The organism is Celeribacter sp. SCSIO 80788 (genome assembly GCF_051054295.1).
Taxonomy (GTDB): Bacteria; Pseudomonadota; Alphaproteobacteria; order Rhodobacterales; family Rhodobacteraceae; genus Celeribacter.
Map to the genome: position 1 here is coordinate 1,593,104 of NZ_CP150482.1, position 24,214 is coordinate 1,617,317.

22 protein-coding genes and 2 pseudogenes are annotated in these 24,214 nt (G+C 60.4%); 17 read left to right on the top strand and 7 right to left on the bottom strand.

The window, feature by feature from the left end; translation table 11 throughout:
• Positions 1-215: 215 nt before the first annotated feature.
• Positions 216-1,373, top strand: a complete 1,158-nt coding sequence (locus V1471_RS07995; RefSeq protein ID WP_434287855.1) for a Hint domain-containing protein — start codon at positions 216-218, stop codon at positions 1,371-1,373.
• Positions 1,374-1,395: 22 nt separating this feature from the next.
• The gene (locus V1471_RS08000) at positions 1,396-2,499 is read left to right on the top strand and encodes a Hint domain-containing protein (protein WP_434287857.1); all 1,104 of its coding nucleotides are present in this window, start codon (positions 1,396-1,398) and stop codon (positions 2,497-2,499) included.
• On the opposite strand, the gene V1471_RS08005 is transcribed toward V1471_RS08000, so the two are convergent.
• A complete protein-coding gene (locus V1471_RS08005; protein ID WP_434287859.1) occupies positions 2,483-3,235 on the bottom strand; it encodes a transglycosylase SLT domain-containing protein in 753 nt (250 codons plus the stop codon). The genes V1471_RS08000 and V1471_RS08005 overlap by 17 nt on opposite strands.
• Before the next feature lie 132 nt (positions 3,236-3,367).
• Here V1471_RS08005 and gatB point away from each other — a divergent pair, with 132 nt between their 5' ends.
• The 4 genes from gatB to V1471_RS08025 all read left to right on the top strand — a co-directional run bounded on the left by gatB (position 3,368) and on the right by V1471_RS08025 (position 6,365).
• A complete protein-coding gene (gatB, locus tag V1471_RS08010) occupies positions 3,368-4,885 on the top strand; it encodes an Asp-tRNA(Asn)/Glu-tRNA(Gln) amidotransferase subunit GatB (protein ID WP_434287860.1) in 1,518 nt (505 codons plus the stop codon).
• Between the two features lie 55 nt (positions 4,886-4,940).
• Positions 4,941-5,426, top strand: a complete 486-nt coding sequence (locus tag V1471_RS08015) for a thioesterase family protein (RefSeq protein ID WP_434287862.1) — start codon at positions 4,941-4,943, stop codon at positions 5,424-5,426.
• 58 nt (positions 5,427-5,484) lie between these two features.
• Entirely contained in the window at positions 5,485-5,751 is a 267-nt protein-coding gene (locus V1471_RS08020; RefSeq protein WP_434287864.1) for a hypothetical protein, read from the top strand.
• A gap of 158 nt (positions 5,752-5,909) precedes the next feature.
• Positions 5,910-6,365 carry a DUF4177 domain-containing protein gene (locus tag V1471_RS08025; protein ID WP_434287866.1) on the top strand — a complete coding sequence of 152 codons (456 nt, stop codon included), beginning with the start codon at positions 5,910-5,912 and terminating at the stop codon, positions 6,363-6,365.
• Positions 6,366-6,377: 12 nt separating this feature from the next.
• Here the strand turns inward: V1471_RS08025 and V1471_RS08030 are convergent, their stop codons facing one another.
• Entirely contained in the window at positions 6,378-6,635 is a 258-nt protein-coding gene (locus V1471_RS08030) for a BolA family protein (protein ID WP_434287868.1), read from the bottom strand.
• Between the two features lie 69 nt (positions 6,636-6,704).
• On the opposite strand from V1471_RS08030, the gene V1471_RS08035 reads away from it, so the two are divergent.
• Positions 6,705-7,340, top strand: coding sequence for a DnaJ domain-containing protein (locus tag V1471_RS08035; protein WP_434287869.1), 636 nt, complete (start codon positions 6,705-6,707; stop codon positions 7,338-7,340).
• A gap of 101 nt (positions 7,341-7,441) precedes the next feature.
• On the opposite strand, the gene V1471_RS08040 is transcribed toward V1471_RS08035, so the two are convergent.
• Complete coding sequence (locus V1471_RS08040; protein WP_434287870.1) at positions 7,442-8,413, bottom strand: DUF808 domain-containing protein; 972 nt, start codon at positions 8,411-8,413, stop codon at positions 7,442-7,444.
• A 210-nt stretch (positions 8,414-8,623) separates the two neighbouring features.
• On the opposite strand from V1471_RS08040, the gene cobS reads away from it, so the two are divergent.
• From cobS to V1471_RS08055, 3 genes are all read left to right on the top strand, one after another.
• Entirely contained in the window at positions 8,624-9,592 is a 969-nt protein-coding gene (gene cobS / locus V1471_RS08045; RefSeq protein WP_066705490.1) for a cobaltochelatase subunit CobS, read from the top strand.
• A 123-nt stretch (positions 9,593-9,715) separates the two neighbouring features.
• Complete coding sequence (locus tag V1471_RS08050; RefSeq protein WP_434287872.1) at positions 9,716-10,111, top strand: hypothetical protein; 396 nt, start codon at positions 9,716-9,718, stop codon at positions 10,109-10,111.
• 118 nt (positions 10,112-10,229) lie between these two features.
• A complete protein-coding gene (locus tag V1471_RS08055; RefSeq protein ID WP_434287874.1) occupies positions 10,230-10,628 on the top strand; it encodes a hypothetical protein in 399 nt (132 codons plus the stop codon).
• A 72-nt stretch (positions 10,629-10,700) separates the two neighbouring features.
• On the opposite strand, the gene V1471_RS08060 is transcribed toward V1471_RS08055, so the two are convergent.
• Positions 10,701-11,288, bottom strand: coding sequence for an NADPH-dependent FMN reductase (locus V1471_RS08060; protein ID WP_434287876.1), 588 nt, complete (start codon positions 11,286-11,288; stop codon positions 10,701-10,703).
• A 202-nt stretch (positions 11,289-11,490) separates the two neighbouring features.
• Between V1471_RS08060 and cobT the strand changes: the two genes are divergently transcribed.
• From cobT to V1471_RS08075, 3 genes are all read left to right on the top strand, one after another.
• Complete coding sequence (gene cobT, locus V1471_RS08065; RefSeq protein WP_434287877.1) at positions 11,491-13,365, top strand: cobaltochelatase subunit CobT; 1,875 nt, start codon at positions 11,491-11,493, stop codon at positions 13,363-13,365.
• A 44-nt stretch (positions 13,366-13,409) separates the two neighbouring features.
• The gene (locus V1471_RS08070) at positions 13,410-15,194 is read left to right on the top strand and encodes an aminopeptidase P family protein (RefSeq protein ID WP_434287878.1); all 1,785 of its coding nucleotides are present in this window, start codon (positions 13,410-13,412) and stop codon (positions 15,192-15,194) included.
• Between the two features lie 70 nt (positions 15,195-15,264).
• Positions 15,265-15,606 carry a DUF427 domain-containing protein gene (locus V1471_RS08075; protein ID WP_434287880.1) on the top strand — a complete coding sequence of 114 codons (342 nt, stop codon included), beginning with the start codon at positions 15,265-15,267 and terminating at the stop codon, positions 15,604-15,606.
• A 426-nt stretch (positions 15,607-16,032) separates the two neighbouring features.
• Here V1471_RS08075 and V1471_RS08080 read toward each other — a convergent pair.
• Both V1471_RS08080 and V1471_RS08085 read right to left on the bottom strand, forming a co-directional pair.
• Positions 16,033-17,417 (bottom strand): annotated as a pseudogene (locus V1471_RS08080) (IS1182 family transposase).
• A 300-nt stretch (positions 17,418-17,717) separates the two neighbouring features.
• Positions 17,718-18,731 (bottom strand): alpha/beta hydrolase family protein, encoded by a 1,014-nt coding sequence (locus tag V1471_RS08085; protein ID WP_434287882.1) that lies wholly within the window; start codon positions 18,729-18,731, stop codon positions 17,718-17,720.
• A gap of 114 nt (positions 18,732-18,845) precedes the next feature.
• Here V1471_RS08085 and V1471_RS08090 point away from each other — a divergent pair, with 114 nt between their 5' ends.
• The 4 genes and pseudogenes from V1471_RS08090 (at position 18,846) to V1471_RS08105 (ending at position 22,117) form a co-directional block, all read left to right on the top strand.
• On the top strand, positions 18,846-19,310 hold the full coding sequence (locus V1471_RS08090; protein ID WP_434287884.1) for a hypothetical protein: 465 nt from the start codon (positions 18,846-18,848) through the stop codon (positions 19,308-19,310).
• On the top strand, positions 19,286-19,882 hold the full coding sequence (locus V1471_RS08095) for a helix-turn-helix domain-containing protein (RefSeq protein WP_434287886.1): 597 nt from the start codon (positions 19,286-19,288) through the stop codon (positions 19,880-19,882). Before V1471_RS08090 ends, V1471_RS08095 begins: the two co-directional genes overlap by 25 nt.
• A gap of 308 nt (positions 19,883-20,190) precedes the next feature.
• Positions 20,191-20,821: pseudogene (locus V1471_RS08100) on the top strand (tyrosine-type recombinase/integrase).
• A gap of 450 nt (positions 20,822-21,271) precedes the next feature.
• On the top strand, positions 21,272-22,117 hold the full coding sequence (locus V1471_RS08105) for a hypothetical protein (protein WP_434287888.1): 846 nt from the start codon (positions 21,272-21,274) through the stop codon (positions 22,115-22,117).
• Between the two features lie 346 nt (positions 22,118-22,463).
• Here the strand turns inward: V1471_RS08105 and V1471_RS08110 are convergent, their stop codons facing one another.
• Positions 22,464-24,149, bottom strand: coding sequence for a chloride channel protein (locus V1471_RS08110; RefSeq protein ID WP_434287890.1), 1,686 nt, complete (start codon positions 24,147-24,149; stop codon positions 22,464-22,466).
• Positions 24,150-24,214: the final 65 nt, after the last annotated feature.

The following is a 24,214-nucleotide window of genomic DNA, read 5'->3' on the forward strand; positions in this document are numbered from 1 at the left end:
GCGCATCGAGCTAAATACCAGAAAACACTGGACAGAAACGCCCGACGCCCGGATTATGGCACAAAAGCGTCACGCCTTGGGTCGGGTCAGACAAGAGCACCGACCGGAGCAAAACGCAAGCAAGCGCAAAAGCGGCCGAAGTCCGGGAGGACGGGAGATCGCGCGCATCGAGGCAGACCGGGGCCAACACCCCGCAACATACGGGCAGAGCAGCAATGCCGACAGAAGAACTCATCGTGATGGGCTCCTCCATCGTGAACAATCCCATTGGCTATTCGCAGGACCCACAGGGCGATGCGAACGATGGCGCGTATCTCACGGGCGGCGACAGCATTTTCGAGGATGACGATGTCATCGTGTTCGTCATCGACAATGTGAACAGCGACGGGTCTCTGGACAACGATTCCGAAGTCGTCAGCATCATCGTCTATGACAGCGCCGCCGATTATGTGAACGGCACTGTCCTCTATGAATATGACTATCAGGCGCAAAGCGGCGGTGGCGGGCGCGGTGGCGGACGGGGCGGCAGCACGACAGACAACGGCGAAAACATCAATACGTCTGTCCATTACATGGGCGACAACTACCTGTATTTCAGCGCGTCCCGTTTTGAATCGGACAATCCCGATGCGCCGGACCTGACCGCGCTGTTCATCACGCCGGGCGTCGATATTCAGGACGAATTCCCGATCTGGCTCAGCCATGAAAACGACAATGATTACAACGGCGACGGTACGATCGACGCCGAGGAAGAAGGCGACGGCATCTTTGAGGTCGATGAGAACAACACCTTCGCCGAGGACGCCATCGCAGGTGCCGTCTGCCTTGCGCGCGGCACACTGATCGACACGCCCGACGGGCCACGGTTCATCGAAACGCTCACTGTGGGCGACCGGGTTCATACGCTCGATCACGGGCCGCAGGAAATCCGCTGGATCGGGTCGCGCCGGGTGGCCGCCGAAGGCGCGCTTGCCCCGATCCGGATCAAGGCCGGAACGCTTGGCAACCTGCGCGATCTGACCGTCAGCCCGAACCACCGCATGCTGATCCGTGGCCCGATGGCCGAAATGCTGTTCGGCGAGCGCGACGTGTTGGTGGCGGCGAAACATCTGGTGAATGACGCCACGATCCGCCCCGTGCCGGGCGGGCATGTGGAGTATTTCCACCTGCTGCTCGATCGCCACGAGATCATCTTTGCCGAAACCTGCCCGACCGAAAGCCTGCACCCCGGTCAGGAAGCGCTCAAGGCCGTGGACGAAACCGCCCGCGCCGAAATTCTGACGCTCTTTCCCGAATTGGAAACCCGTTCCTCCGCCCTGTCCCGTTACGAGTTGAAGGCCTGGGAAGCCGAGGCCCTGAAACAGGCGTCCTGAACGCCACACAAAGGTAAACGTTATGTCGACCGAAGACATCCTCGTGATGGGTTCCTCGCTTTTGAACAATGTGTCCGTCGGCACCAACAGCGGTGGCGGCAATGGCGGGCATATCATGATCCACAGCGGCACCTCGGTCTTCGAGGAGGACGATGTGATCGTCATCACCGTCGAGAACGTTGTGGACGGCGAGGTCACCGGATCGAGCCGGATCACCGGGATCGTGGTTTATGACAGCGCCGCCGATTATCTCAACGGAGTGACGAAATACACCTATGAGCCGATGAACCCCGGCCAGACGGCGAATATTCAAAGCGATCTTTCGGGCTTAGGCGACACCTACCTGCGCTTCAACGCCAGCGTGCTTGTGTCCTCGGATGGCGGGCCGTCGCTGTCGAACGTGTTGATCGCGCCGGGCGAGGATCTGACGGAGCTGCGCCCGGTGATCCAGATCGACCACGAAACCGACATGGATTACGACGGCGACGGCATTATCGACAACGAAGGCGACGGCAATTTCAACATCGACAACAATCTGATCGCCGAAGAGATCATCAACGGCGCGGTCTGCCTGACCCGCGGCACGCTGATCGAAACGCCGGAGGGACCGCGGTTCATCGAGACGCTGAAGGCGGGCGATCTGGTCAACACGCTCGATCAGGGGCCGCAGCCCATCCGTTGGATCGGATCGCGCCGCGTGCCCGCCACGGGCAAACTCGCCCCGGTCCTGATCCGCATGGGCGCCTTGGGCAATCTGCGCGATCTGAGGGTGAGCCAAAACCACCGGATGCTGATCCGGGGTCCGCAGGCGGAGGTTCTGTTTGGCGAGCGCGACGTTTTGGTGGCGGCGAAACATCTGGTCAACGACGCGACGATCCGCATCGTCGAAGGCGGCACGGTCGAGTATTTCCATATGCTGTTCGACGCCCATCAGATCGTTTTCGCCGAGGCCTGCCCGACCGAAAGCCTCTACCCCGGCGAAGAGGCGCTTGGCACGGTCAGCCCGGAGGCAAGAGCGGAAATCGTGGCGCTCTTCCCGGAGCTGTCACTCGGTGCCACGAACGGGGGTTTGTCGCGCTACGAATTGAAGGCCTGGGAAGCCGAAGCGCTCAGAAAGGTCGGCTGACGGCGGTCTCTTCGGCAGCGATGGTCAGCGGGCGCGGCAGCGGCAGGGGCGAGCTTTTCAGCATCGGACGGCAAAACGGCTGCGCCCGCACCCAGCGCTGCATATCGGTGCGTTTGCTTTCGGAATGAAACGGGCCCCAGTCGGCCGCCACGCCCTGCATATTCCGGCTCACCACCCCGTCGCGCGCCACGGTCCGGCTCATGATCCGGATCGCACAGGACAGGTTGCTGGCCCCGTCCTTAAGCGCCTCGCCGGTGCCCGCATTGCAATTATTATGACGCGCCGTCGCTGGCGAAATTTGCACGAGGCCGAACCATTGCCCTCCGCCACCCACGGCCGTCTCGCGCCATGTGCTTTCGTGATAGGAGAGCGTCGAGAGCAGCCCCGCCCAAAAGGCCGCGCGCCCGTTGGCGTCTTGGGTGGCATAGCCCGGACACCATGCGTTGATGTCCGCAGGCACGGTCTCGACAAGCCCCTGCCCGTGCGACAGCACCGCCTTCATCGCGGCGCGGGTCCAGGCCGGACCCTGGCTTTGATTTTTCCACCGCAGCTTGGGCATGCGCACCACATAGGGGCGCGGGGCGGGAACGGGGCTGGCCTCCATGGGTGCGAGGGCGAAGGCAATCTGATCGGGCAGATTTTCGATCAGCTCTCCGGCCAACTCTCCGGCCGAAAGCTGAGACCCCACTCCGATGAAACACAGCGCCATCGCTGCCGCCCATTGACGCATCCGCATGCGCTACCTCAAACTCGCTTTACCCTGCCGCGCAATATGCCCCAAACCGCCCCGTTTGCAAACCCGCCCCCTTGCCCCCCGGCAAGAGAGCGCCTAGAACGCCTGAAAGCCCTCGCTTTAAAGGACATGCGCATGCTGGATCATCTCGAATATTCCGCACCGAAACCGAAGGTCATCTCCGGTGCGAAAGAAGACTGGGAACTCGTGATCGGGATGGAGATTCACGCGCAGGTCAGCTCCGAGGCGAAACTGTTTTCCGGCGCCTCCACCGGCTTTGGCGCCGAGCCGAACTCGCACGTGTCCTTCGTGGATGCGGCCATGCCGGGCATGTTGCCGGTGATCAACGAATATTGCGTCGAGCAGGCGGTGCGCACCGGCCTTGGCCTCAAGGCGGAGATCAACCTGTTCTCGGCCTTCGACCGCAAGAACTATTTCTACCCAGACCTGCCGCAGGGCTATCAGATTTCCCAGCTCTATCACCCGATCGTGGGCGAAGGCGAGGTCCTGGTCGATCTGGAGCCGGGTGTTGCGCGCCTCGTGCGGATCGAACGTATTCACTTGGAGCAGGACGCGGGCAAGTCGATCCACGATATGGACCCGGCGATGTCTTTTGTGGACCTGAACCGCACCGGTGTGGCGCTGATGGAGATCGTGTCGCGCCCCGACATTCGCGGACCGGAAGAGGCCGCCGCTTACGTGCTGAAACTGCGCCAGATCCTGCGCTATCTGGGCACCTGCGATGGCAACATGCAAAACGGCAACCTGCGCGCGGACGTGAACGTGTCTGTGTGTCGTCCGGGTCAGTATGAGAAATATCAGGCAACGCAGGATTTCTCGCACCTCGGCACGCGCTGCGAGATCAAGAACATGAACTCGACCCGCTTCATCCAGCAAGCGATCGAGTACGAAGCCCGTCGCCAGATCGCCATTCTCGAAGATGGCGGCTCGGTCGATCAGGAAACCCGTCTCTACGATGCGGTGAAGGGCGAAACCCGCTCGATGCGCTCGAAAGAAGAGGCGCATGACTACCGCTATTTCCCCTGCCCCGACCTTCTGCCGCTCGAAATCGAACAGGCCTGGGTCGATGACATCGCCGCCTCTCTGCCGGAGCTTCCGGACGAGAAAAAAGCCCGCTTCGTGACCGGCTTCGGCCTGTCCGAATATGACGCAGGCGTCTTGACCGCAGACACGGTGAACGCGGATTTCTTCGAGAAAGTCGTGGCCGTGGGCGAAGATGGCAAGCTGTCGGCGAACTGGGTGATCAACGAGCTGTTCGGCCGCCTGAAAAAGGACGACACGGATATTTCCGAAAGCCCCGTGAGCCCGGAACAACTGGGCGAGATCGTCAAGCTGATCAAGGCGGACACGATTTCGGGCAAGATCGCCAAGGACCTCTTTGAGATCGTCTATACCGAGGGCGGCAACCCCGCCGAGATCGTCGAAGCGCGCGGCATGAAACAGGTGACGGACACCGGCGCCATCGAAGCCGCCGTCGATGAAATCATCGCCGCCAACCCGGCGCAGGTCGAGAAAGCCAAGGCCAACCCGAAACTCGCGGGCTGGTTCGTCGGTCAGGTGATGAAAGCCACCGGCGGCAAGGCCAACCCGAAAGCGGTGGACGAGCTGATCAAAGCCAAGCTCGGCCTCTGAGCCATTCCACAGAAAGCCGTCCTTCGGGGCGGCTTTTTCATAGGAGCTGCCCCCCTTGTCCCTGCCCGCCCCCCATATCTCCACGCCGATCGACGTTCGCCCCGAATGGGTCGATTACAACGGCCATATCAACATGGCCTATTATGCCGTGATCATGGATCAGGGCGGCGATCAGATGTACCCACTGATCGGGCTGGGCGAGACCTATGCCAAGACGCAACATCACACGAGCTACACCGCCGAGGTGCACATCTGTTACAAGCGCGAGCTGAAACTCGGCGACACGGTGCGGGTCCACACCCAGCTCTTGGATTTCGATGCGAAACGCATGGTTCTGTTTCACGAAATCCATCACGCAGACGGCTGGATCGCCGCCACCGCCGAGGAGCTTTTGCTTCATATCGATATGTCCGGCCCCCGCGTCGTACCCTTCCCACCTGAGATTGCCGCGAAACTCACCGCGCTGAAACAGACCCATGCCACCCTGCCCCGCCCCGCGCAGGCAGGCCGGTCGATCTCGCTGGCGAACAAAGCGGCGTAAACCGTCAATCCTCCGTTAAGGCCCCCGGCTTTATGGTGCTCCGAGGAAGGAGACCGCAATGTCGCATTTCGAATACAAAGCCATCCCTGCGCCCCATGAGAGCGCGGCCACCTCTGCCGCTCAAACCCCCGAGGCCCGGCTGGCGGAAGCCGTGACCACCCGGCTCAACGCCATGGCCGCCGAGGGCTGGACCTATCTGCGCTCCGATGCATTCGCGCTCACGGGCGTAGACGGAAAACAAGCCGTGCTGATTTTTCGCCGGGAAAGCGATTTCGGCGTCTTCGCGGGCGACGCCCCGGAATACGGGACATTCGTCGCCGAATAAAGCCTCACGCCAATCTCCGCGTGTCTCAGGTTTTGGCCGGACACTTTCGGCGCGGCTCTGCCGATCTGACGCGCGCGTGATCCATCTGTGGCCCGGCCCGGCTTGACCCGGGCGCAGGGGTCGCTAAACCTTGCGCCAAAGGCAAGGAGACCCCCGTGATGCCCCGTTTCGAATACCTGACCGTACCCGCGCCGCGCAAAGGCGAGAAAGCCAAGGGCGCGAAGACCCCGGAAGCGCGGATCGCGCAGGCGATGCAGAGCCTTCTGAACGAAAAAGGCGCTGAGGGCTGGGACTATCTGCGCGCCGATCTGGTGCCGATGGAAGAGCGCGCCGGGATCACCTCGAAAACCGTGAGCTATCACACGGTTCTGGTGTTCCGCCGCGAACTGGACGGCACGCAACCGAGCCGGGTGTTCAGCGCCTATCCGGACACGGATGAGGCCAGCGACACGCCTCAAGAAACCAAACCCGCACGCCGCTCGCCGGTTGCCGACCGGGATACCCCGCCGCCCGCCGTGCCCTTCCCCGCCAAGGTGGAGAAAGGCGCAGGCGCTCAGGCGCGAAAAGTGTCGCCCGAGGTGGCCGACGAAATCGCGGAAGACCGCGAATCCTGAACCGGCAAGCTTTCAGGCATCCAGATCGAGCGCCAGCGCATGAATGCGCGGCACGAGATCGCCCAGAGCCTTGTGAACCATGCGGTGCCGCATCACGCGCGACTGGCCTTCAAACGCCGCCGCGCGGAGTTTCACGTTGAAATGCGTCTCGCCCGCCGCCCCCTCGACACCGGCGTGTCCGGCGTGGCGCGCGCTGTCGTCAACGACCTCCAACACACTGGGTTGAAAGGCCTTTTCAAGTCGGTCACGCATTTGATCGGCAATCTTCATCCTCTGCCCCTTTCGCATTTGGCCTTTCTCATCTAAAGTCTCGCGTCCGAGTCGAAAAGGTTGAGGCAGATGGATAAAAAAGATCCTTTCGGTTTTGATATGTCGGTGTCTTCCGCGAAAAAGAACAAGCGCGGAGGGCGGCGCGGCATGTCTGGCGCGTTCGAGACATCGAAGAGGACCTGTGAGTGGGAGGGCTGCACCGAGCCCGGCCAGTATCGCGCGCCGCGCTCGCCGGATCATCTGGACGAGTACAAATGGTTCTGCAAGGAACACGTCCGCGAATATAATTTGCAGTGGAACTTCTTCACCAATGCGACCGAGGCCGAGATGGATGCGGCCTACAAATCGTCGCAGACGGGCGATCGCCCGACCCAGCCCTTCGGGCGCAAGTCGGTGGAGCAACGCGCCTGGGAGCGCCTCGGTATCGACGATGCCCATGAGGTTCTGGGCGAGAATGCGACACGCAACCCGGGCAAATCCGACCCCAGCGCACCGACCCGCAAACTGCCGCCTGTCGAGCGTCAGGCGATCGACATTCTTGAGGCCAAGGACCACTGGACCAAGGCCGAGATCAAGAAACAGTACAAGTCGCTGATCAAGATCCTGCACCCCGATGTGAACGGGGGGGATCGTTCGCAGGAAGAACAGTTGCAGCAAGTGGTCTGGGCCTGGGACCAACTCAAGGACAGCCGCTGGTTCAAATAATCCTCCGCACATGAAAGGCCCCGCCAAGGCGGGGCTTTTTGAGTATTTAGACCATCAGAAAGCCGCAGAAGGGCTTCGGGGTTTTCTGATGGTTCAAATACTCAATGTTCTGCGGTTTTCGTCCCACGCACAGTCCGGATCAGGGGATTGATGATTTTCGCCACGATGGGGATCAGGATCAGACCGTAGATCAAACCGAAAATGCCATCGAAAAACGCCGTGACGAACCATGTGACAAATCCAGTGGCCACCTGCACAGCATGTGAGGTGGCTTCCGCCATATGGTGGATCTCCTCGTAGGGATGATGCATCCCCAACTCATGCAGCCCGTGGATCACGATGGAGCCGCCGACCCAGATCATCGCCGCCGTGCCGACAATCATCAGGAGCTTCATGAACAGCGGCATGAACTTGACGATCCCCCGCCCCACGGCTCGGGTGGCGGAGAGCCGCCCGACACGGCTGAGCCAGAGACCGAAATCGTCTGCCTTCACGATCACCGCCACGCCGCCGTAAACCACGGCGGTGATGATGATCCCGGCAAGCGCAAGCGCACCTGCCTCGAACCAGATCGACTGATTGGGATCGAGGGCCGCAAGGATGATGGTCATGATCTCAGCCGACAGGATGAAATCGGTCTTCACAGCCCCCGCGACCTTTTGTTCCTCGAGATGGGCCGGATCGCCATTCATCACCTGCCCGTCGGCATGGGGCGTGTGCGGTTTGAACAGGTGATAGACCTTTTCCGCGCCTTCGAAACAGAGGTACGAGCCACCGAGCATCAGCAGAGGCGTGATCAGCCAGGGCGCAAAGCTCGACAGTAAAAGCGCCAAGGGCAAAAGGATCACCAGCTTGTTGCGGATCGAGCCCAGCGCGATCTTGCCCACGATGGGCAATTCGCGTGCGGGAGCAAAGCCATGGACGTATTTCGGCGTCACCGCCGCGTCGTCGATCACCGCGCCGGCCGCCTTGGCCGAGGCCTTCGCCGCCTGCCCGGCCACGTCATCGACCTGCGCCGCCGCGATTTTCGCGATGCCCGCAACATCGTCCAGAAGAGCCAGAAGGCCGCTCATGCCAATCCCCTTTTTCAAAACCTCGCTGCAATGTAAGCGGCGCCTGAGCCCGGGCAAAGCCCCCTGAGCGGGGAATTTTGCCGCGGCAGCACACATCTCCGTCTCCGCATCCCCCTTTGGGCATTTCTGCGACGCCTCGGCCCTTGCACCTGCCGCCCCGACAGGGCAAGAAGTCAGGTGAGTTCAAAATTCAGGAAAACGGGCAAGATCATGGACGCGACCGCAAAACCGACCGAAACAATTTCCGTTCGCGATGTTTTCGGCATCGACACCGACATGACCGTGAAAGGTTTCGCCGAACCGACTGATCGTGTGCCCGCGCTCGACCCGACCTATAAATTCGATCCGGACACCACGCTGGCGATCCTCGCGGGCTTTTCCCACAATCGCCGCGTGATGATCCAAGGCTATCACGGCACCGGCAAATCCACCCATATCGAACAGGTGGCCTCGCGTCTGAACTGGCCCTCCGTGCGCGTCAACCTCGACAGCCACATTTCCCGGATCGACCTGATCGGGAAAGACGCGATCAAGCTCGTGGACGGTAAGCAGATCACCGTGTTTCAGGAAGGCATCCTGCCCTGGGCGCTGCGCAATCCCTGCGCCATCGTCTTCGACGAATACGATGCGGGCCGCGCCGACGTGATGTTCGTGATCCAGCGCGTGCTGGAAACCGACGGCAAGCTGACGCTTCTGGATCAGAATGAAGTGATCACGCCGAACCCGTATTTCCGCCTCTTCGCCACGGCCAACACCGTGGGCCTCGGCGACACCACCGGGCTTTACCACGGCACGCAACAGATCAACCAAGCGCAGATGGACCGCTGGTCGCTCGTCGCCACGCTCAACTACCTGAGCCATGACGCCGAAGCCGCCATCGTTCTCTCGAAGGCACCGCATTACAACAATGAGAAGGGCCGCAAGCAGATCAACCAGATGGTTGCCGTGGCCGATCTCACCCGCACCGCGTTCATGAACGGCGATCTTTCGACCGTGATGAGCCCGCGGACCGTGATCACCTGGGCGCAGAACGCGGAGATTTTCCGCAACATCGGTTATGCTTTCCGCCTGACCTTCCTCAACAAATGCGATGAGTTGGAACGTCAAACCGTGGCCGAGTTCTATCAGCGCTGTTTCGACGAAGAACTGCCCGAGTCGGCGGTCTCTCTGGCCGGGTAATCGCCCCTAAATTCCATGCATCAAAGCGGGCCTTCGGGTCCGCTTTTTCTTTGTGACCAAAGGGGAACGCAACGCACGCCGTGGTTAAACGGCTGGCAACCAATTTGTGCCACGCTCTCTCTTATGCGTGGACTTGCGATCATACTCGCCGCGACAGTCACAACCCTGCTTGCGGCCCTGCCCGCCCCGGCCATCCCGGCCCGGGAGATAGATCCTCTCGCTCGTGAGTTCGCCTATTGCGTCGGGCGCCTCTCCGCCACGATGGAGCACCAATGGCTGCTCTCCGATCCCGCCTCCGATCTGACGGAACGCCAACGCGGCGCGATGATTTCGCTGTTGGAAACGGTCAGCCCGCCCGATCAGGGGGGCGCGCTGATGACCCTTCGACTTTCGGCCAAATTCGCCCATGCCGATCTGTTGCGCCGGGCCGCGTTCGAACCGGATGCGCGACATGCCGAGGCGGCGCGCCATCAGGCCGAGATCGCGCTTGGCCAATGCCTTGAGATGATCCTCGGATAGTCGCCTAAAGGTATAGCACTCGTATATACAAAACCCTTGCCAGACTCGCAAAACGCTCCTAGCCTCCATGTAACAGAACGATGACAGGACACGTGACACCCTCAGCAGCGAGACCGACATGCCCGAGCTTATCCACAGGTTTTCGATCAAAAAGACCCTATTGGCGCTGGTTTTACCTGCGCTCTGGAGTGCTCCGGCGCAAGGCGCGCCCCTTCCCGCCGACAATCCTTTGGCACGCGATTTCGCCTATTGCGCCGGGCGGCTCTCTGCCGAGGCAGCGCATCGCGAGGATCGGGAGTTGATGGCGCTCAAACGTGAGATGCAAGACCTGCTTGCCGCCGTCATCGCGCCCGAGGCCGCGCCGTCCTATGAAGAATTGCGCATCGCTGGCCATGTGTCCCAAACCGAGCTTCTGGCCCTGTCGCGGTTTTCCTTCGACATGGAGGAGGCACATCGGGCGGAAGCGCTGGCTGAGAGCAATATCCGTCAATGCCGGGAGATGTTGCTGGGCGGCTGAGACCCGACATAAAAAAGGCCCGCTTTCGCGGACCTTTTTGCCTGATATATGCGTGGGACTTCGGTCCGAAACTTATGCGTCGCGGGCGGCTTTGGTGGCTTTGGTCCACCAAGCCAGATCGCCCAACATGGCTTCGACGGAAGGCAGAATGCCCGCTTCGATCTCGCTCATCTCGGCATTGGCGCCGAGCGGCGACACTTTGAAGAAATCGGAGCCGGAGATGTAGACAGCGGAGCGCACCGGCACCATTTGCAGGTTGATCACCACGGCACGCAGATGCTCGACGGCACGGGCGGCACCGACGGCCCCATAGCCCATGACAGCGGCGGGTTTGCGGACCCACTCCTTGCCGGCTTGGTCGAACGCGTTTTTCAGCGAGGCCGGAATCGAAGAGTTGTATTCCGGGGTCACGAAGATATAGCCGTCGAATTCGGCCATTTTTTCCTGCCATGCGACAGCTTTTTCATCCGAAGACGGCATCCAGAGGTTGGAGGCCATTTCGTTGAACATCGGCAGATCGTAATCTTTCAGATCGACGAGTTCGAAATCGAGCTCAGAGGACAGCTCTTGCGCCTTGGAGAACAGCCACTGGGCCGGTTTGTCCGCGAAACGAGCGTCGCGGGTGGAGCCGATGACGATGGCAATCTTGGGATTGGACATGTTGAATTCCTTTTCACGGCACGCCGGTTGAAAGAACAATCGGGGGAGGAGCGCGCCTTTGCGCCATTCGTAAATCCGCACAGGGCCGCGCATCAATGCCAATCTCTGCGCACAAACACACAAAACCTGTGCGACCTCGCGCCGACCCTGTTGCGCATCTCTTTCGCTTGCCCGGCCCCGCGCCGCGTGATTTAACGAAGCCATGAAAAAGCCCAGCGACAACCCGGCAGATCCCTTCAAGAAAGCGCTCGCAGAAGCGACCAAAGTGCTGGCCGACGACAGCGAATTGACGGTCACCTACACGATGGACCCTTCGGGCCTCTCCGGCGACACGATGCGCCTGCCGCAAGTGTCGCGGCGGATGTCGAAAGAAGAGGTTCTGATCGCGCGCGGCACCGCCGATGCGCTGGCGCTGCGCCACAAGTTTCACAACGAGCAGACCTTCCAACGCTACGCCCCGCCGGGCCAGATGGCGTTTGACATCTATAACGCGCTGGAAAGCGCGCGCTGCGAGGCCGCGGGTGCGCGGTATATGCCCGGCACGGCGGGCAATATCGACGCCAAGATCGGCAATGATGCGCTGCGCCGTGGCTATGATGGCATCACCCGGCGCGAAGATGCGCCGCTGGCGCAGGCCATGGGCTATTACCTGCGCGAAAAGGCCACCGGGCGGCAGATGCCCGCCGCCGCCGACAACATCCTCGATCTGTGGCGCGATTTCATCGACGGCCAGACTCAGGACACGTTCGAAGATCTCGACAGCCTTCTGGAGGACCAGAAAGGCTTTGCCCGCCTCGCCCGCCGCGTGATCGAAGAGCTGGGCTACGGCGATCAGCTTGGCGACGACCCGGACGAGACCGATCCCGAAGAGGACCAGTCCGCCGAGACCGACGAGCAGGAGGAAGAGCCGGACAGCCAGGGCGAAGAGCAGGAACAGGACGACGAGAACGAGGCCAGCGCCGAAGACACGCAGGACGAACAGCAGGACATGCAGGAGGCCTCCGCCTCCTCCGACGACATGGCCGACGAGGAGTTTTCCGAAGAGGTCGAGCTGCCGCAGGACGAGGCCGATGTCGAGCCGCCGCAACCCGCGCCCGTCTCCGATGCCGATCCGAATTATCAGGTGTTTACCTCCGCCCATGACGAAGAGATCATGGCCGAGGAACTCGCGGAACCCGCCGAGCTCGAACGCCTGCGCGCCTATCTCGACCAGCAACTCGAACCGCTCAAGGGTGCTGTGTCGCGGCTCGCGAACAAACTGCAACGCCGCCTTCAGGCGCAACAGAACCGGAGCTGGGAATTTGATCTCGAAGAGGGCATTCTCGACGCCGGACGTCTGGCGCGGGTGGTGGCGAACCCGACCACGCCGCTCAGCTTCAAGATCGAGAAAGACACCGAGTTCCGCGACACCGTGGTGACGCTTCTGCTGGACAACTCCGGCTCGATGCGCGGTCGCCCGATCTCCATCGCAGCAATCTGTGCCGATGTTCTGGCGCGCACGCTGGAGCGCTGCAACGTCAAGGTCGAGGTTTTGGGCTTTACCACACGGGCGTGGAAAGGCGGGCTGTCGCGCGAGGAATGGCTCGCCGCCGGGCGTCCGCAGCAGCCGGGGCGCCTGAACGATCTGCGACACATCATCTACAAATCCGCCGACGCACCGATGCGCCGGACGCGGGCCAATCTGGGCCTGATGATGAAAGAAGGCCTCTTGAAGGAAAACATCGACGGTGAAGCGCTGGAATGGGCGCACCGGCGGATCGCAGCCCGACCCGAGGCGCGCAAGATCCTGATGGTGATCTCCGATGGCGCGCCCGTCGATGACAGCACATTGTCGGTGAACCCCGCGAATTATCTGGAAAAACACCTGCGCGATGTGATCGCCATGGTCGAAAAACGCCGTCAGGTGGAGCTTCTGGCCATCGGCATCGGCCATGACGTCACGCGGTATTACAACCGTGCCGTGACCATCACCGATGCCGAGCAATTGGCGGGCGCGATGACCGAACAGCTTGCCTCGCTCTTCGACAGCGATCCGCGCGCCCGTGCCCGCGTGATGGGCATCCGCCGAGCCTCCTGAGCGAGGCTGCCCCGAATGTGAACAAACGAAAGGACCATTGCAAAATGTTCCAAAGCTTTGACGTGACCTCCCGCCCGGAACAGGCCGCCCCCCGCATCACCGCCCTGCGCCATGAGATGCACGAGGTCGGCCTCGACGCCTTCATCGTGCCGCGCGCCGATGCTCATCAGGGCGAATATGTCGCCCCCTGCGACGAACGGCTGGCCTGGCTGACGGGCTTTACCGGCTCTGCGGGGTTTGCCGTTGTGCTCACGGGCCAAGCGGCGGTGTTCATCGACGGGCGCTATACGGTTCAGGTCCGGGCGCAATGCGATCCGAATGTGTTCGACTATGTCGACTGGCCCGCGACAACGCTCGCCGACTGGCTTTTGCAAAGCGATGCGGAGAAGATCGGCTTCGATCCGTGGCTGCACACGATCCGCGAGATTGAAACGCTTCGGCGCGCGCTGGAGGGCTCGGGCAAGGAGCTGATCGCCAGCCCCAATCTCGTCAACCGCATCTGGAAAGACCGCCCCGAGCGCCCCGCCGAACCGGTGAGCGTCCAGCCGTTTGAGCTTGCGGGCAAAACCTCCGAACAGAAATTCGCCGAGATCGGCGCGGCGGTGGCCGCGATGGGTGCGGAGGCGGTGGTTCTCACCCTGCCCGACAGCATCTCCTGGCTTTTGAACATTCGCGGCTCCGATATTGCGCACAATCCGGTGGTACAGGCCTTTGCCATTCTGACCACCACGGGGCGGCTGCAACTCTTTGACAGCGCATCGAAATATGCCCATCTCGGGCCGGATCCGCGGATTTCTCTGCGGCCCCGCGCAGAGTTTTCCGGGGCTCTGGATGAGCTGACGGGTAAGGTTCTGGTCGATCCCGGATCGGCGCCGCAGGCGGTGAAAACCCTGATGAAACAGGCCCAGATCGTGGCGGGTGAAGACCCTTGCATCCTGCCGAAGGCCTGCAAAACGCCCGAGGAAATCGCGGGCACGCGCGAGGCGCATCTGCGCGATGGCGCGGCGATGGTCGAATTCCTCGCATGGCTCTCAGAGCAGCCCCCCGAAGACCTGACCGAGATCGAGGTTGTGAAACATCTCGAAGCCTGCCGGGCGGCGACGAACCGGCTCAAGGAAATTTCCTTCGAGACGATCTGTGGCTCGGGTCCCAATGGCGCGATCGTGCATTACCGGGTGACCGAAGACACCAACCGCGCCCTGAAAGACGGCGAGCTTTTGTTGATCGACAGCGGCGCGCAATATCAGGACGGCACCACCGACATCACCCGCACCGTCGCCTTGGGCGATCCGGGCGCGGAGGAGCGCACGGCCTTCACCGCCGTGTTGCAGGGCATGATCGCGATCTCCACGGCACGGTTTCCGCGCGGCATCGCGGGCGCGCATCTCGACGCGCTGGCCCGTGCACCTCTGTGGCGGATGGGGCGCGACTACGATCACGGCACCGGGCATGGCGTAGGGGCCTATCTCTCGGTGCATGAAGGACCGCAACGGATTTCGCGGGTCTCCATGCTGCCGCTTCAAGAGGGCATGATCCTGTCGAACGAGCCGGGCTATTACCGCGAGGGCGCCTATGGCATCCGCATCGAGAACCTGATCGTGGTGGAACCCGCCCCGGCCCTCGAAAGCGCCGATCCGCAGCGGCACATGCTGGGCTTCGAGACACTGACATGGGTGCCGATCGACCGCCGCCTGATCCTCGCCGACGAACTGGCCCCCTGGGAGCGGGACTGGCTCAACGATTATCACGAAACGGTCTGGGACAAGCTCAAGGATCGCGTGTCGGAACATGCGCGGGCCTGGCTGCGGCAAGCGGTTGCACCGGTCTGACATATACCTGACGCATGAACCCTGATAAGGTCTGTGCGAAAACAGATAATTAAAACAAAAGGACGAGAACATGGGAGATCATATCACAATCCGCGCGGCGGTCGGCAAATGGGTCGTGCGTGCGGGCGGGGCCGTGCTGGGGGAGAGCGACCGGGCGCTGGAACTGACCGAAGGGGAGTTTCCGCCGGTGATCTATTTCCCACGCGAGGACCTTGCCATGGCCTTTCTCGAACCGACCGATACCGTGTCCGTCTGTCCGTTCAAGGGCGAGGCGAAACACTTTGATATTCATACGAAATCCGTCGTGATCGCCAATGCGGCATGGTCCTATGAGGACCCAAAACCTCGCGCCGCCGAGGTCAAGGGGTATGTCGCTTTCTACCCGCAAAAGGCCGCTGTCGAACAGCTTTGACAGGCAAACGCCGTCCATGGGAGCTCTCACTTGCACGGCGTTCTCAGTGGTCGGCAAAGTGTCGGACTTCTGTCGGGCTTTTGTCGGACCCTGATGGACGGGGCAGAAAGCGAAGACGTCACAACACGCCGTGAAGAAGGGATTTCCTTGCGGCCTTGAATATCTTGTCAGATCTCATGACGCGCGCGGCTGGACGAAAATGGTCAGCAGATATGCCGCTCCGAGTTCACGAAACCCCGGGTGTTTGCTGCTTAGAAGAGGGCAAGCAGAGACGCGTTTGTGCTCTGGAAGGGGGGGTAAGGGCGGATGTTGTTGAAAAATTCGGCTGAAATCGCCGATTTTGGGGCTCGTCGTCGTTGAGCCAGGCCGTTGCATTCGGGCGATTGCCCGTTCCTCCGCCTCAAGGCGGTATGATGGCCGTTCAGCTCATGCTGCGGCCTCCTGTTTGATGCTTCGCGGGCGTAGCTTCGCGAGCTTTCGGAGGTTCTGGGCGATGGCGGCGAGCAGGAATTCGTCCTTGGCGCCATTTGGTCCGCGTAGCCGCAACCGTGTCAGACCAAGGATGCGCTTGAGGTGTGCAAAGAGCATCTCGACCTTTTTCCGCTTGTCGCGTGACACCTTGTAGGCCCTGGTCTTGCGGCACTCCCTCGCGAACTCGCGCGCCTCTTCATGGGGCTCGCGCGTGACATATCGGGCATCGGCTTTCGGGCAGCAGATATCCTTGGATGGGCAGACCTGGCAGGTCGCCTTCAAGGCGCGGTATTTCTTCCGCCCACCAGTGTCCTGCCCCCGGGCCGGATCGGAATAGTTGCGTCTGAACTGCTTGAGGGCATGGCCTTCAGGGCAGATATACTGATCATTCTTCTCATCCCATTCGAAGTCCGAGCGGGAGAACGTGCCGTCGGTCCGTTCAGATTTGTCGATCACCGGGATGAAGGGAATGATGCTGCGCTTCCCGACCAGCCAACCAAGGTTCTCGGCATTGCCGTAGGCCGTGTCGGCGGCCAGCCAATCCGGCCGGATGCCAAACCGCTTTTCCGTCCTGTCGAGCATGGTGCGCGAGGCCCCGACTTCGGCTTGGCGGATCGCCTTGTCGCCTCGACATCCATGATCACCGCGCACTTGGTGTCGATCAGGTAATTGGTGGCATAGGCGAAATAGGGGCGGCTTTCCTCGGCACGGGTCCATTGCGCTGCCGGATCGGACTTGGCCACGAACTTGGGCTGGACAGGCGATGCAGCCCCGAAGGCGGCGTCATCCAGTGTCTCCAGATATTCATGTGCCGCCCTGTTGCCGGCTTCCCGCGCGGCCTCGGGACTCCAGTCTTCCGCCGCGATGGACCGGACCTTGTTGGCATCGGCGGAGATCAGGCTGGCATCGACGGCAAAACCCTCTCCGGCGACCAGGTCCTCCTTCAGGCAGCGCTCCACAGTGGCTTCGAAGACCTGCCGCAGAAGACCGCTATCCCTGAACTTGCCGTGGCGATAGCGGGAGAAGGTCGAGTGATCCGGGACATTGCCTTCCAGACCCAACCGACAGAACCAGCGATAGGCCAAGTTCAGATGAACCTCGTCACAGAGACGACGCTCCGAACGGATCCCCATGACATACCCGATCACCAGCATCCGGATGATCAGTTCCGGATCGATCGAGGGGCGACCAAGATGGCTGTAGAATGGGCGCAGCATATCCCGCAGGCTGTCCCCATTCAGGGACAGATCGATCTCTCGCAGCATGTGGTTCGCCGGGACGTGCCGCTCCAGATCGAAATCGTAAAACAGCTGCGCTGGTGCTTCTTGCCTGCCCATCATGCCGAAATCCTCCCATCCCCTCATAGTTGAGTGAATCGAAAGACTTGCCGCAGCGCAACAAAGACTTTTTCAACAGCATCGGCCGAAACCGGTCATTCGCTGCGTCCAGTATGAATGGCAGCCCTGCGGGACGGAGCATCATTTCGCCGCAGTTGCGCCAATGGCTGCTTCGGTGAAATCGCATCTACCAAGTCGCCTCTTTCTTCGGAAAGAAACGGTTGAGTTTTGACAAGAAAAGACCGCCCCCGGTGTTTGTAGTCGGGGGCGGGGTTCCTTTGAATGGATCGGTCGAGCGCCTCTTTAGAGATTGAGACCGAATGAGATTGCATCAATGAGTTGCATGTGCATAGCAGCTCGATCCGTGCCTTCCGGGTCCGTGCAGATTGGGTCGTCCTGTTCCTCTTCAAGCAACGCGGCGGCACCAGGTTTGCAGGTGCCGAGGAAGGTAAAGTGGTTCGCCGGTGCAATCTCGACGTAGGATGCATCTGGCAACCTGTTCGCGAGGTCATTGCCCTCCGGTCCTACGTCAACAGCTCCGAGCCTGTCTACGTCACCCAGGTTGATGAACGTAATCCCGGCCAAAGCGCCCTGAAGCGTCTCCGGATCAGCAGCACCGCCAAAGCCCGGATCGACAATCACGGCTCGTGAGATACGCGGGTCGCGCGCATCTGCCTCAAAACCAGGATAGTCAGCGAAACGCACACCGCCCAGGCGGAAGAACATGCAATCAGCGGCCTCCGGACCAGTGCTACAGTTTGTGTCTTGAGCTGCACCATCGAAGCGGACACCGGCCAACCCGAGAGCGGTTGCCCCGCCCAGAGAGAAACCGACGACGCCGATCTGGTCGGGATCGATGAAGGGCGCAAAGGCGGGGTCGGCAAGGATCATATCGAGCGCTGCGGTCAAGTCGTTTGCACGCGCTTCCAAATCAACCGAGCGGCGCGGAGAACTGTCGCCGCTTGTTGATCCCGGATGGTTCACCGCCAAAACCATGGCTCCGTTCGCCACAAGACGGCTGGTCAGCCATCCCAGGCTATCAGCATTCCCGCCAGACCCATGGGACAAAAGGATAAGCGGGTGCTCACCCTTTGCAATGGTAGGGCCGATGAACACGAAGGTCGGGTCAAAGATCGGGCCGTCTCCGACGGGCGCGCGATACGTGGCATTTGCCGCCGGATACCAGATTGAGGCGGCTATGGGACGGGCGCGGTGATCGGCTGTCAGATCGAACCGGTCGTAACCGGGCAGCATATCCGCCGCGACAGGGCCTGCGTGGGGCAGCGCGAGCATGGCAAGAAGAGCAAGGCGTTTCATGGGAACCTCCGTTGTTGAACGCATACCCTTGGATTTGCGAAAAAATGTGGGCCATCGCGTCCTCTTTTCGGGTTTCAGGTCGTCACAATCGGGTTTCTGGACAATAGTCGCGCCATGTCCATGATTCCGATCCCTGCTTTCGCCGCCATCGTTCTCGCTTATCTTGCGGTCCGCACTCTTCTGTCGGAGGGCAGGCCGCTACTGGTCGCCTTTCTTGCCGCCTGCACAATGCAATCGTTTCTGGTCGCGATGGTCATCGGATATGATGTCGCTTGGCTCCGGCCTGTTCTGCCGGTCAGTGCCACGGTCATCCCGCCGCTTGCATGGATCACATTGCAGGATGCCCTGATCAGCCGGATATCGCTTCGCCAAGCTGGCTTTCACGGCGCAGCCCCGGCCTTCACACTGTTCTGTCGTATATTCGCGCCGGAGACGACGGATATCGTCGTGCCGCTGGTCTTTGCCGGCTACGGTGGTGCGATCCTCTATTTGTTGCGCAGCTCCGGCGACATGCCCCTTGCCCGGTTGGACGCCGGGCGCATTCCGAAGGTTCTTTGGCAGGTCTTGGATGGGCTTTGATTGCTTCGGCCCTCAGCGATGTGTTCATCGCCGTGGCATTCATGACGGGCAACGAACACTGGGCCGGATGGTTGATCACCTTTTCTTCGTCCTTGGTCCTTGTGCTTGTCGGTTTGCTCAGTGGTAGCCCATCCGCATCTGGTGTGGCTGGTGAAGATTCAGCGGATCCAGCTCCGCCGCCCAGAGAAACGAGCAAAGAAGACATCGAAATATTGGAAGCGCTTGAGGTCTTCTTGAAGCGCGAGCCTATGCATCTTGATCCAAACCTCACCTTGTCGCGGTTGGCACGTCGCCTTCACCTGCCCGAAAAGCGTCTTTCCATGGCCGTCAATCGCGCGACGGGGGCCAATGTCTCGCGCTACGTAAATTCTTGGCGTGTTCGCCACGCCTGCAAGCTGATCGAGGACGGCGCGACCGTTACCGATGCGATGCTCGATAGCGGATTCAACACGAAATCGAACTTCAATCGTGAGTTTTTGCGTGAGGCCGGTGTCCCGCCGAGCCAATGGAAACAAGGAATGCAACCAACGTCGAATGTGACGCGGATTTTCGACGCGAGCCTAGGCAGTTGAACCGGCAAGAGGCTGAACATACCCCCCCCCTGCCAGAACCCATGCGTCAAAAACGGTCGATTCCGGCATTCGACTGCGTAATGCTGAGATCTCTGAAAAATCTTGTGCCACAAACCCTTGGTGAAACCCGCTTTGGTTCTGTCACGTTTTTGGTCAGGTTCGGGAAGGCCGACATTCGGGCGACTCGCAGCATCCGTCATTTTGGGCTCACAGCCGACCTCGGAGGCGGTGCGGCATCCTGTTATATGGTGTTCAAGCCAACGTCGGGTTGGCGCTGAGGTGAGATGTGGTGGATCGGAGGAACCATCATGCAAACACCAAACTTACCAGCCATTCGCGCTCGCCGTCCTGTTTGGAACAAAGGCCGCATTGTCGGGCAGAAACGCCCGCTGCTGCCCAAACATGTCTGGGCGATCCGCGTCCGTCTTGAGATCGCCGAGAACCATCGTGACCTAGCGCTGTTCAACCTTGCCATCGACAGCAAACTGCGGGGATGCGATCTGGTCAAACTAAAGGTGGCTGATGTCTTCGCCGCAGGTCAGGTCAAAGAGAGGGCCTCGATCATTCAAAGCAAGACACAGAAACCTGTCCGTTTTGAGATCACCGAGGGCACGCGAAAGTCGCTTTTTAGGTGGATGGAGGAGCCACTGATGATCGGATCAGAGTATCTTTGGCCTGGGCGCATCCACGAACGGCTTCACATTTCGACACGGCAATACGCGCGCCTGGTCCGAGACTGGGTGAAATCGATAGGGCTGGAACCGAGCGCGTGGAACCCACTCCATGCGACGGACGCAGGTCGCGCAGTTCTACCGGAAGACCGGCAACCTGCGCGCTGTTCAGCTCCTACTCGGCCATACCAAGATGGACAGCACAGTCCGATACCTTGGCGTCGAACTCGAAGACGCCTTGGCAATCGCAGAGGCAGTCGAAATCTGAAGGCTTGGGCCGTCTTCGCGGACGGCCCTTAGCTGTCATTCATGCTATTTGCGGTGAATGACAGAAATGAGGCCAGAGCGACCATCGCTATACATTGTATGAATGTCCGCGAATGTGTGCAGGCGATCTTTGAATATCTGGATGCTAGCGGCCACAGGCGCGACAAGGACGGACGTTGTTCATGGTTGGAAATCTGAGCATAACAAAGGGCAGGCTTTGAGCCAAAGTAACTTCTATCGTTAGTTCAAAAACAGGTAGCAATGGCCGCGGTCTCACCCCCACAATTAACCCGAACTCAGTACGGGCGACATTCATCACGGAAACATATGAAGATGGGATGCAAGGCGAAAAAATACAGCGTACTGTTGGGTATCAAGCGAATCTGACAACGGAAAAATACAACAAGTCGGTACGGAAGCTGAGTAAGAGTGCGAGAATAAGGGCGAGTTTTTGACGAACAGCAAGATATTAATCGTTGTGCAATGGCTGTTCGCAGCGGTTACCTTACTACCCCTCTGGATTGCAACTCGGCTCAATCCGGAGGATTCGTTTATGTCTAGTCATCTTGGCGGAGGCGACCTCGATTACGCACCGTTCTTGTGGGTTGGCGCAATGTGTGTTGTTGGTGGTCTGTTATTCGGCCACGTAGTTTTTTTCCGCCAGTTGTTCCTTGGAAATGCTCCTAGAATACCTTGGCTCAAACTTTCGGACTATGCTTGGTATGCTTCCGCGATAGTTTTTGCTGCGTCTGCCATCTTGAGCTTTCAAGTGGCGGATATTAGTGGCGAAATTTCCGAGCTAGATCGTGAACAAGAGATTTTGCTGGGGATGCAACGCGAATACATCTTTGATAAAAAATATTTCTCAAATGGGTGTGCAAGGCTGGCTGGTGGACAGCGCCTTGAAAGTGCTGGATTGTGGTTTGATACGTTGTGTAAACCAGATGAAAGTGATGGCGTATACTCTTGGCGAAGTAGCCATTTACACAGGTGTTTGGACTTAGGGAACTTTTATCCCTCAATGTCTGTCTATGGAGAAAACCATGCCAGGTTCAGAACTACGGAGGCAATCAGCGATAGTGATGCTGACGCTCTGAATGACCTTGACTTGGTTTGTCATGTTGCAGTCAATCTCAGACGATGGGACAAAAAAATTAGTGATGTAAGTGGCAGGTTTGATAGCTATTTTTCTTGGTACAATGAGGGTTTGGTCCTGTTTCTACAATACCTCATATTTTACGGAGCTGGCGTGAAATTGGCCAAGACAACCCACGGTCTTCGAAATGACGGGAAGTAGTCGTTAATACCTCCTTCCAAAGCACAACGTGCAAACGGTCGTTCCCATGTTACAACGTCAGAACTGCTCAGCACAGATTGATATAATGTACCCTATAGGACTTCATTGCCTGCCCTCCGGCAGATGCAAAGCGGCATTGGCGCAGATGCAGCGAAAAAGCAATTTGTCCCGCTCATCGGACCTTCGCCCCTCGAAAATGCTGCTCGACGGACGAATGGCCGGTCTCGGGAAGCCGCAATGCGGCACCAGCGCTAGGAATGAAGGTCCGGTTTGGCCCGAAAGCGCAAGCACAAAGCTTTGAACGCGAGCCCTTGTTCACTCCTCGCCCCCATTCCTTGATCTCCCCTTACGAATGCTCCTCCGCCGCAGTTTCCGCCAGTTTGCGGGAGAACACCCGGAGCGCGTCGACCTGAAACAGGGCGCCATGCAGTTCCGGGCCGGTGTCTTCGTGCAGGGTCACCACAGGCACAAAGATCAGATTGTTCTTATCGAACAAGGGCATGGCGCGTTCCAGCGTGGCGTTGGGGGAGACGTAGATCCCCTGCCCGATCAGTTCCTTGCAGGCCTCTTCAGAGGCAGCGCGCGGCGCGTCGGGCTTGCGATAGCATTGGTGGACGCGCACGGTGGCGAGCAAATAGGCCTGCGGTCCGGCGGCGAGGTGGACGCCGCGGCGTTCGAGCTGGGTGAGGAAGAAGGAGCGATCGACGAGGCGCGAGGCCAGCGCGGTCGAAAGCGAGACGGCGACCATCACGGCCAGCCCGGTTTGCCAGTCGCCGGTGAGTTCGAAGACGATCAAAGTTGTCGAGATCGGCGCGCCAAGGACGGCGGCGGCCACCGCTCCCATGCCCGCCAGCGCATAGAGCGTGACCGTGCCGGAAACGTCGGGGAAGATCCCGGTGGCGATCAGCCCGAAGGACAGGCCGGTGAGCGCGCCGACCATGAGCGCGGGGGAAAACACGCCGCCGCCCATGCGCCCGGCCATGGTGATGGCGACGGCGATGACCTTGAGCACGGCATAAACCACAGCCTGCCAGAGGATCAGTTGCCCGGTGAGGGCGGCGGAGGTGGTTTCATAGCCGACGCCGATGATATGCGGGAAGAAGATCGCGATCATGCCGAGCAGAAGCCCCGCAGCCGCCGGTCGGAGCACGGGCGGCAGGTGCAGTTTTTCCTGCACCCAGGAGCCGAAATCGTCGGCCATGAAAATCGTGCGCATCAGGAGCACGGCGACGAGGCCGGACAGGAGCCCGAGCATGAGAAAGGCGGGCAGTTCGACATAGAAGGACAGCGCCCCGTCATCGGCGAGGGTGAACTCGGTGACGCCGCCGAATTCGATCCTGTTGATGACCGTTCCGGCGACGGAGGCGATGGCGATGGGGGCAAAGGCGTGGACGGCGAAATGGCGCAGGACGACTTCGAGGGCGAAGAGTGCGCCTGCGATCGGTGCGTTAAAGGAGGCAGAGACGGCGGCGGCGACGGCGCAGCCCAAAAGATCGCGCCCGGTGATGCCGTCGGCGTGAAGGCGGTTCGAGACCCATGTGGCGATGACACCCGCGAGGTGAACAACCGGGCCTTCGCGGCCCGAGGAGCCGCCGGTGGAGAGGGTGATGAGCGAAGCGGCGGCGGAGGCGAGGCCCGCGCGTTTCTCGACCCGACCGTCGTTGAGGGCCGCGCCTTCGATCACATCGGCGACGGAGCGCACTCGGCCGTCGGGAGTGAACCAGTTGAGGATGATGCCGACGACCAGCCCGCCGATCACCGGCAGGGCGAGCACCCAGAACCACGGCAGGTCGCGGGCGACGGTGTGCAGATGGCGCAGATCGTGCGTGCCGTAAAGAAAGGCCTGAAGTTTTTCGATGCCGAGGCGGAAGAACAGCGCGGCCCCGCCCGAGGCGATGCCGATGACCAGCGCGATGAACCAGAACTGGATCTGGCTCGGACCGCGACGGCGGATCAGTGACAGGGTTTCGCGCAGGCCCTCGCGGATCTCGTTCAGCGCCTTGGCCGGATAGGCCGGTTTTTCCTCTGACATCCCCGCCCCTTCCAGACGCATTCGACCGCCGCCGCCCGGACTTGTCGTTTCGGTGCGCTTTTCCC

Bases quoted from the DNA above. Each gene is read 5' to 3' on its own strand.
- V1471_RS07995 (WP_434287855.1), top strand. From the start codon at position 216: ATGCCGACAGAAGAACTCATCGTGATGGGCTCCTCCATCGTGAACAAT.
- V1471_RS08000 (WP_434287857.1), top strand. From the start codon at position 1,396: ATGTCGACCGAAGACATCCTCGTGATGGGTTCCTCGCTTTTGAACAAT.
- V1471_RS08005 (WP_434287859.1), bottom strand. From the start codon at position 3,235: ATGCGGATGCGTCAATGGGCGGCAGCGATGGCGCTGTGTTTCATCGGA.
- gatB (WP_434287860.1), top strand. From the start codon at position 3,368: ATGCTGGATCATCTCGAATATTCCGCACCGAAACCGAAGGTCATCTCC.
- V1471_RS08020 (WP_434287864.1), top strand. From the start codon at position 5,485: ATGTCGCATTTCGAATACAAAGCCATCCCTGCGCCCCATGAGAGCGCG.
- V1471_RS08025 (WP_434287866.1), top strand. From the start codon at position 5,910: ATGCCCCGTTTCGAATACCTGACCGTACCCGCGCCGCGCAAAGGCGAG.
- V1471_RS08030 (WP_434287868.1), bottom strand. From the start codon at position 6,635: ATGAAGATTGCCGATCAAATGCGTGACCGACTTGAAAAGGCCTTTCAA.
- V1471_RS08035 (WP_434287869.1), top strand. From the start codon at position 6,705: ATGGATAAAAAAGATCCTTTCGGTTTTGATATGTCGGTGTCTTCCGCG.
- V1471_RS08040 (WP_434287870.1), bottom strand. From the start codon at position 8,413: ATGAGCGGCCTTCTGGCTCTTCTGGACGATGTTGCGGGCATCGCGAAA.
- cobS (WP_066705490.1), top strand. From the start codon at position 8,624: ATGGACGCGACCGCAAAACCGACCGAAACAATTTCCGTTCGCGATGTT.
- V1471_RS08050 (WP_434287872.1), top strand. From the start codon at position 9,716: ATGCGTGGACTTGCGATCATACTCGCCGCGACAGTCACAACCCTGCTT.
- V1471_RS08055 (WP_434287874.1), top strand. From the start codon at position 10,230: ATGCCCGAGCTTATCCACAGGTTTTCGATCAAAAAGACCCTATTGGCG.
- V1471_RS08060 (WP_434287876.1), bottom strand. From the start codon at position 11,288: ATGTCCAATCCCAAGATTGCCATCGTCATCGGCTCCACCCGCGACGCT.
- cobT (WP_434287877.1), top strand. From the start codon at position 11,491: ATGAAAAAGCCCAGCGACAACCCGGCAGATCCCTTCAAGAAAGCGCTC.
- V1471_RS08070 (WP_434287878.1), top strand. From the start codon at position 13,410: ATGTTCCAAAGCTTTGACGTGACCTCCCGCCCGGAACAGGCCGCCCCC.
- V1471_RS08075 (WP_434287880.1), top strand. From the start codon at position 15,265: ATGGGAGATCATATCACAATCCGCGCGGCGGTCGGCAAATGGGTCGTG.
- V1471_RS08085 (WP_434287882.1), bottom strand. From the start codon at position 18,731: ATGAAACGCCTTGCTCTTCTTGCCATGCTCGCGCTGCCCCACGCAGGC.
- V1471_RS08090 (WP_434287884.1), top strand. From the start codon at position 18,846: ATGTCCATGATTCCGATCCCTGCTTTCGCCGCCATCGTTCTCGCTTAT.
- V1471_RS08110 (WP_434287890.1), bottom strand. From the start codon at position 24,149: ATGTCAGAGGAAAAACCGGCCTATCCGGCCAAGGCGCTGAACGAGATC.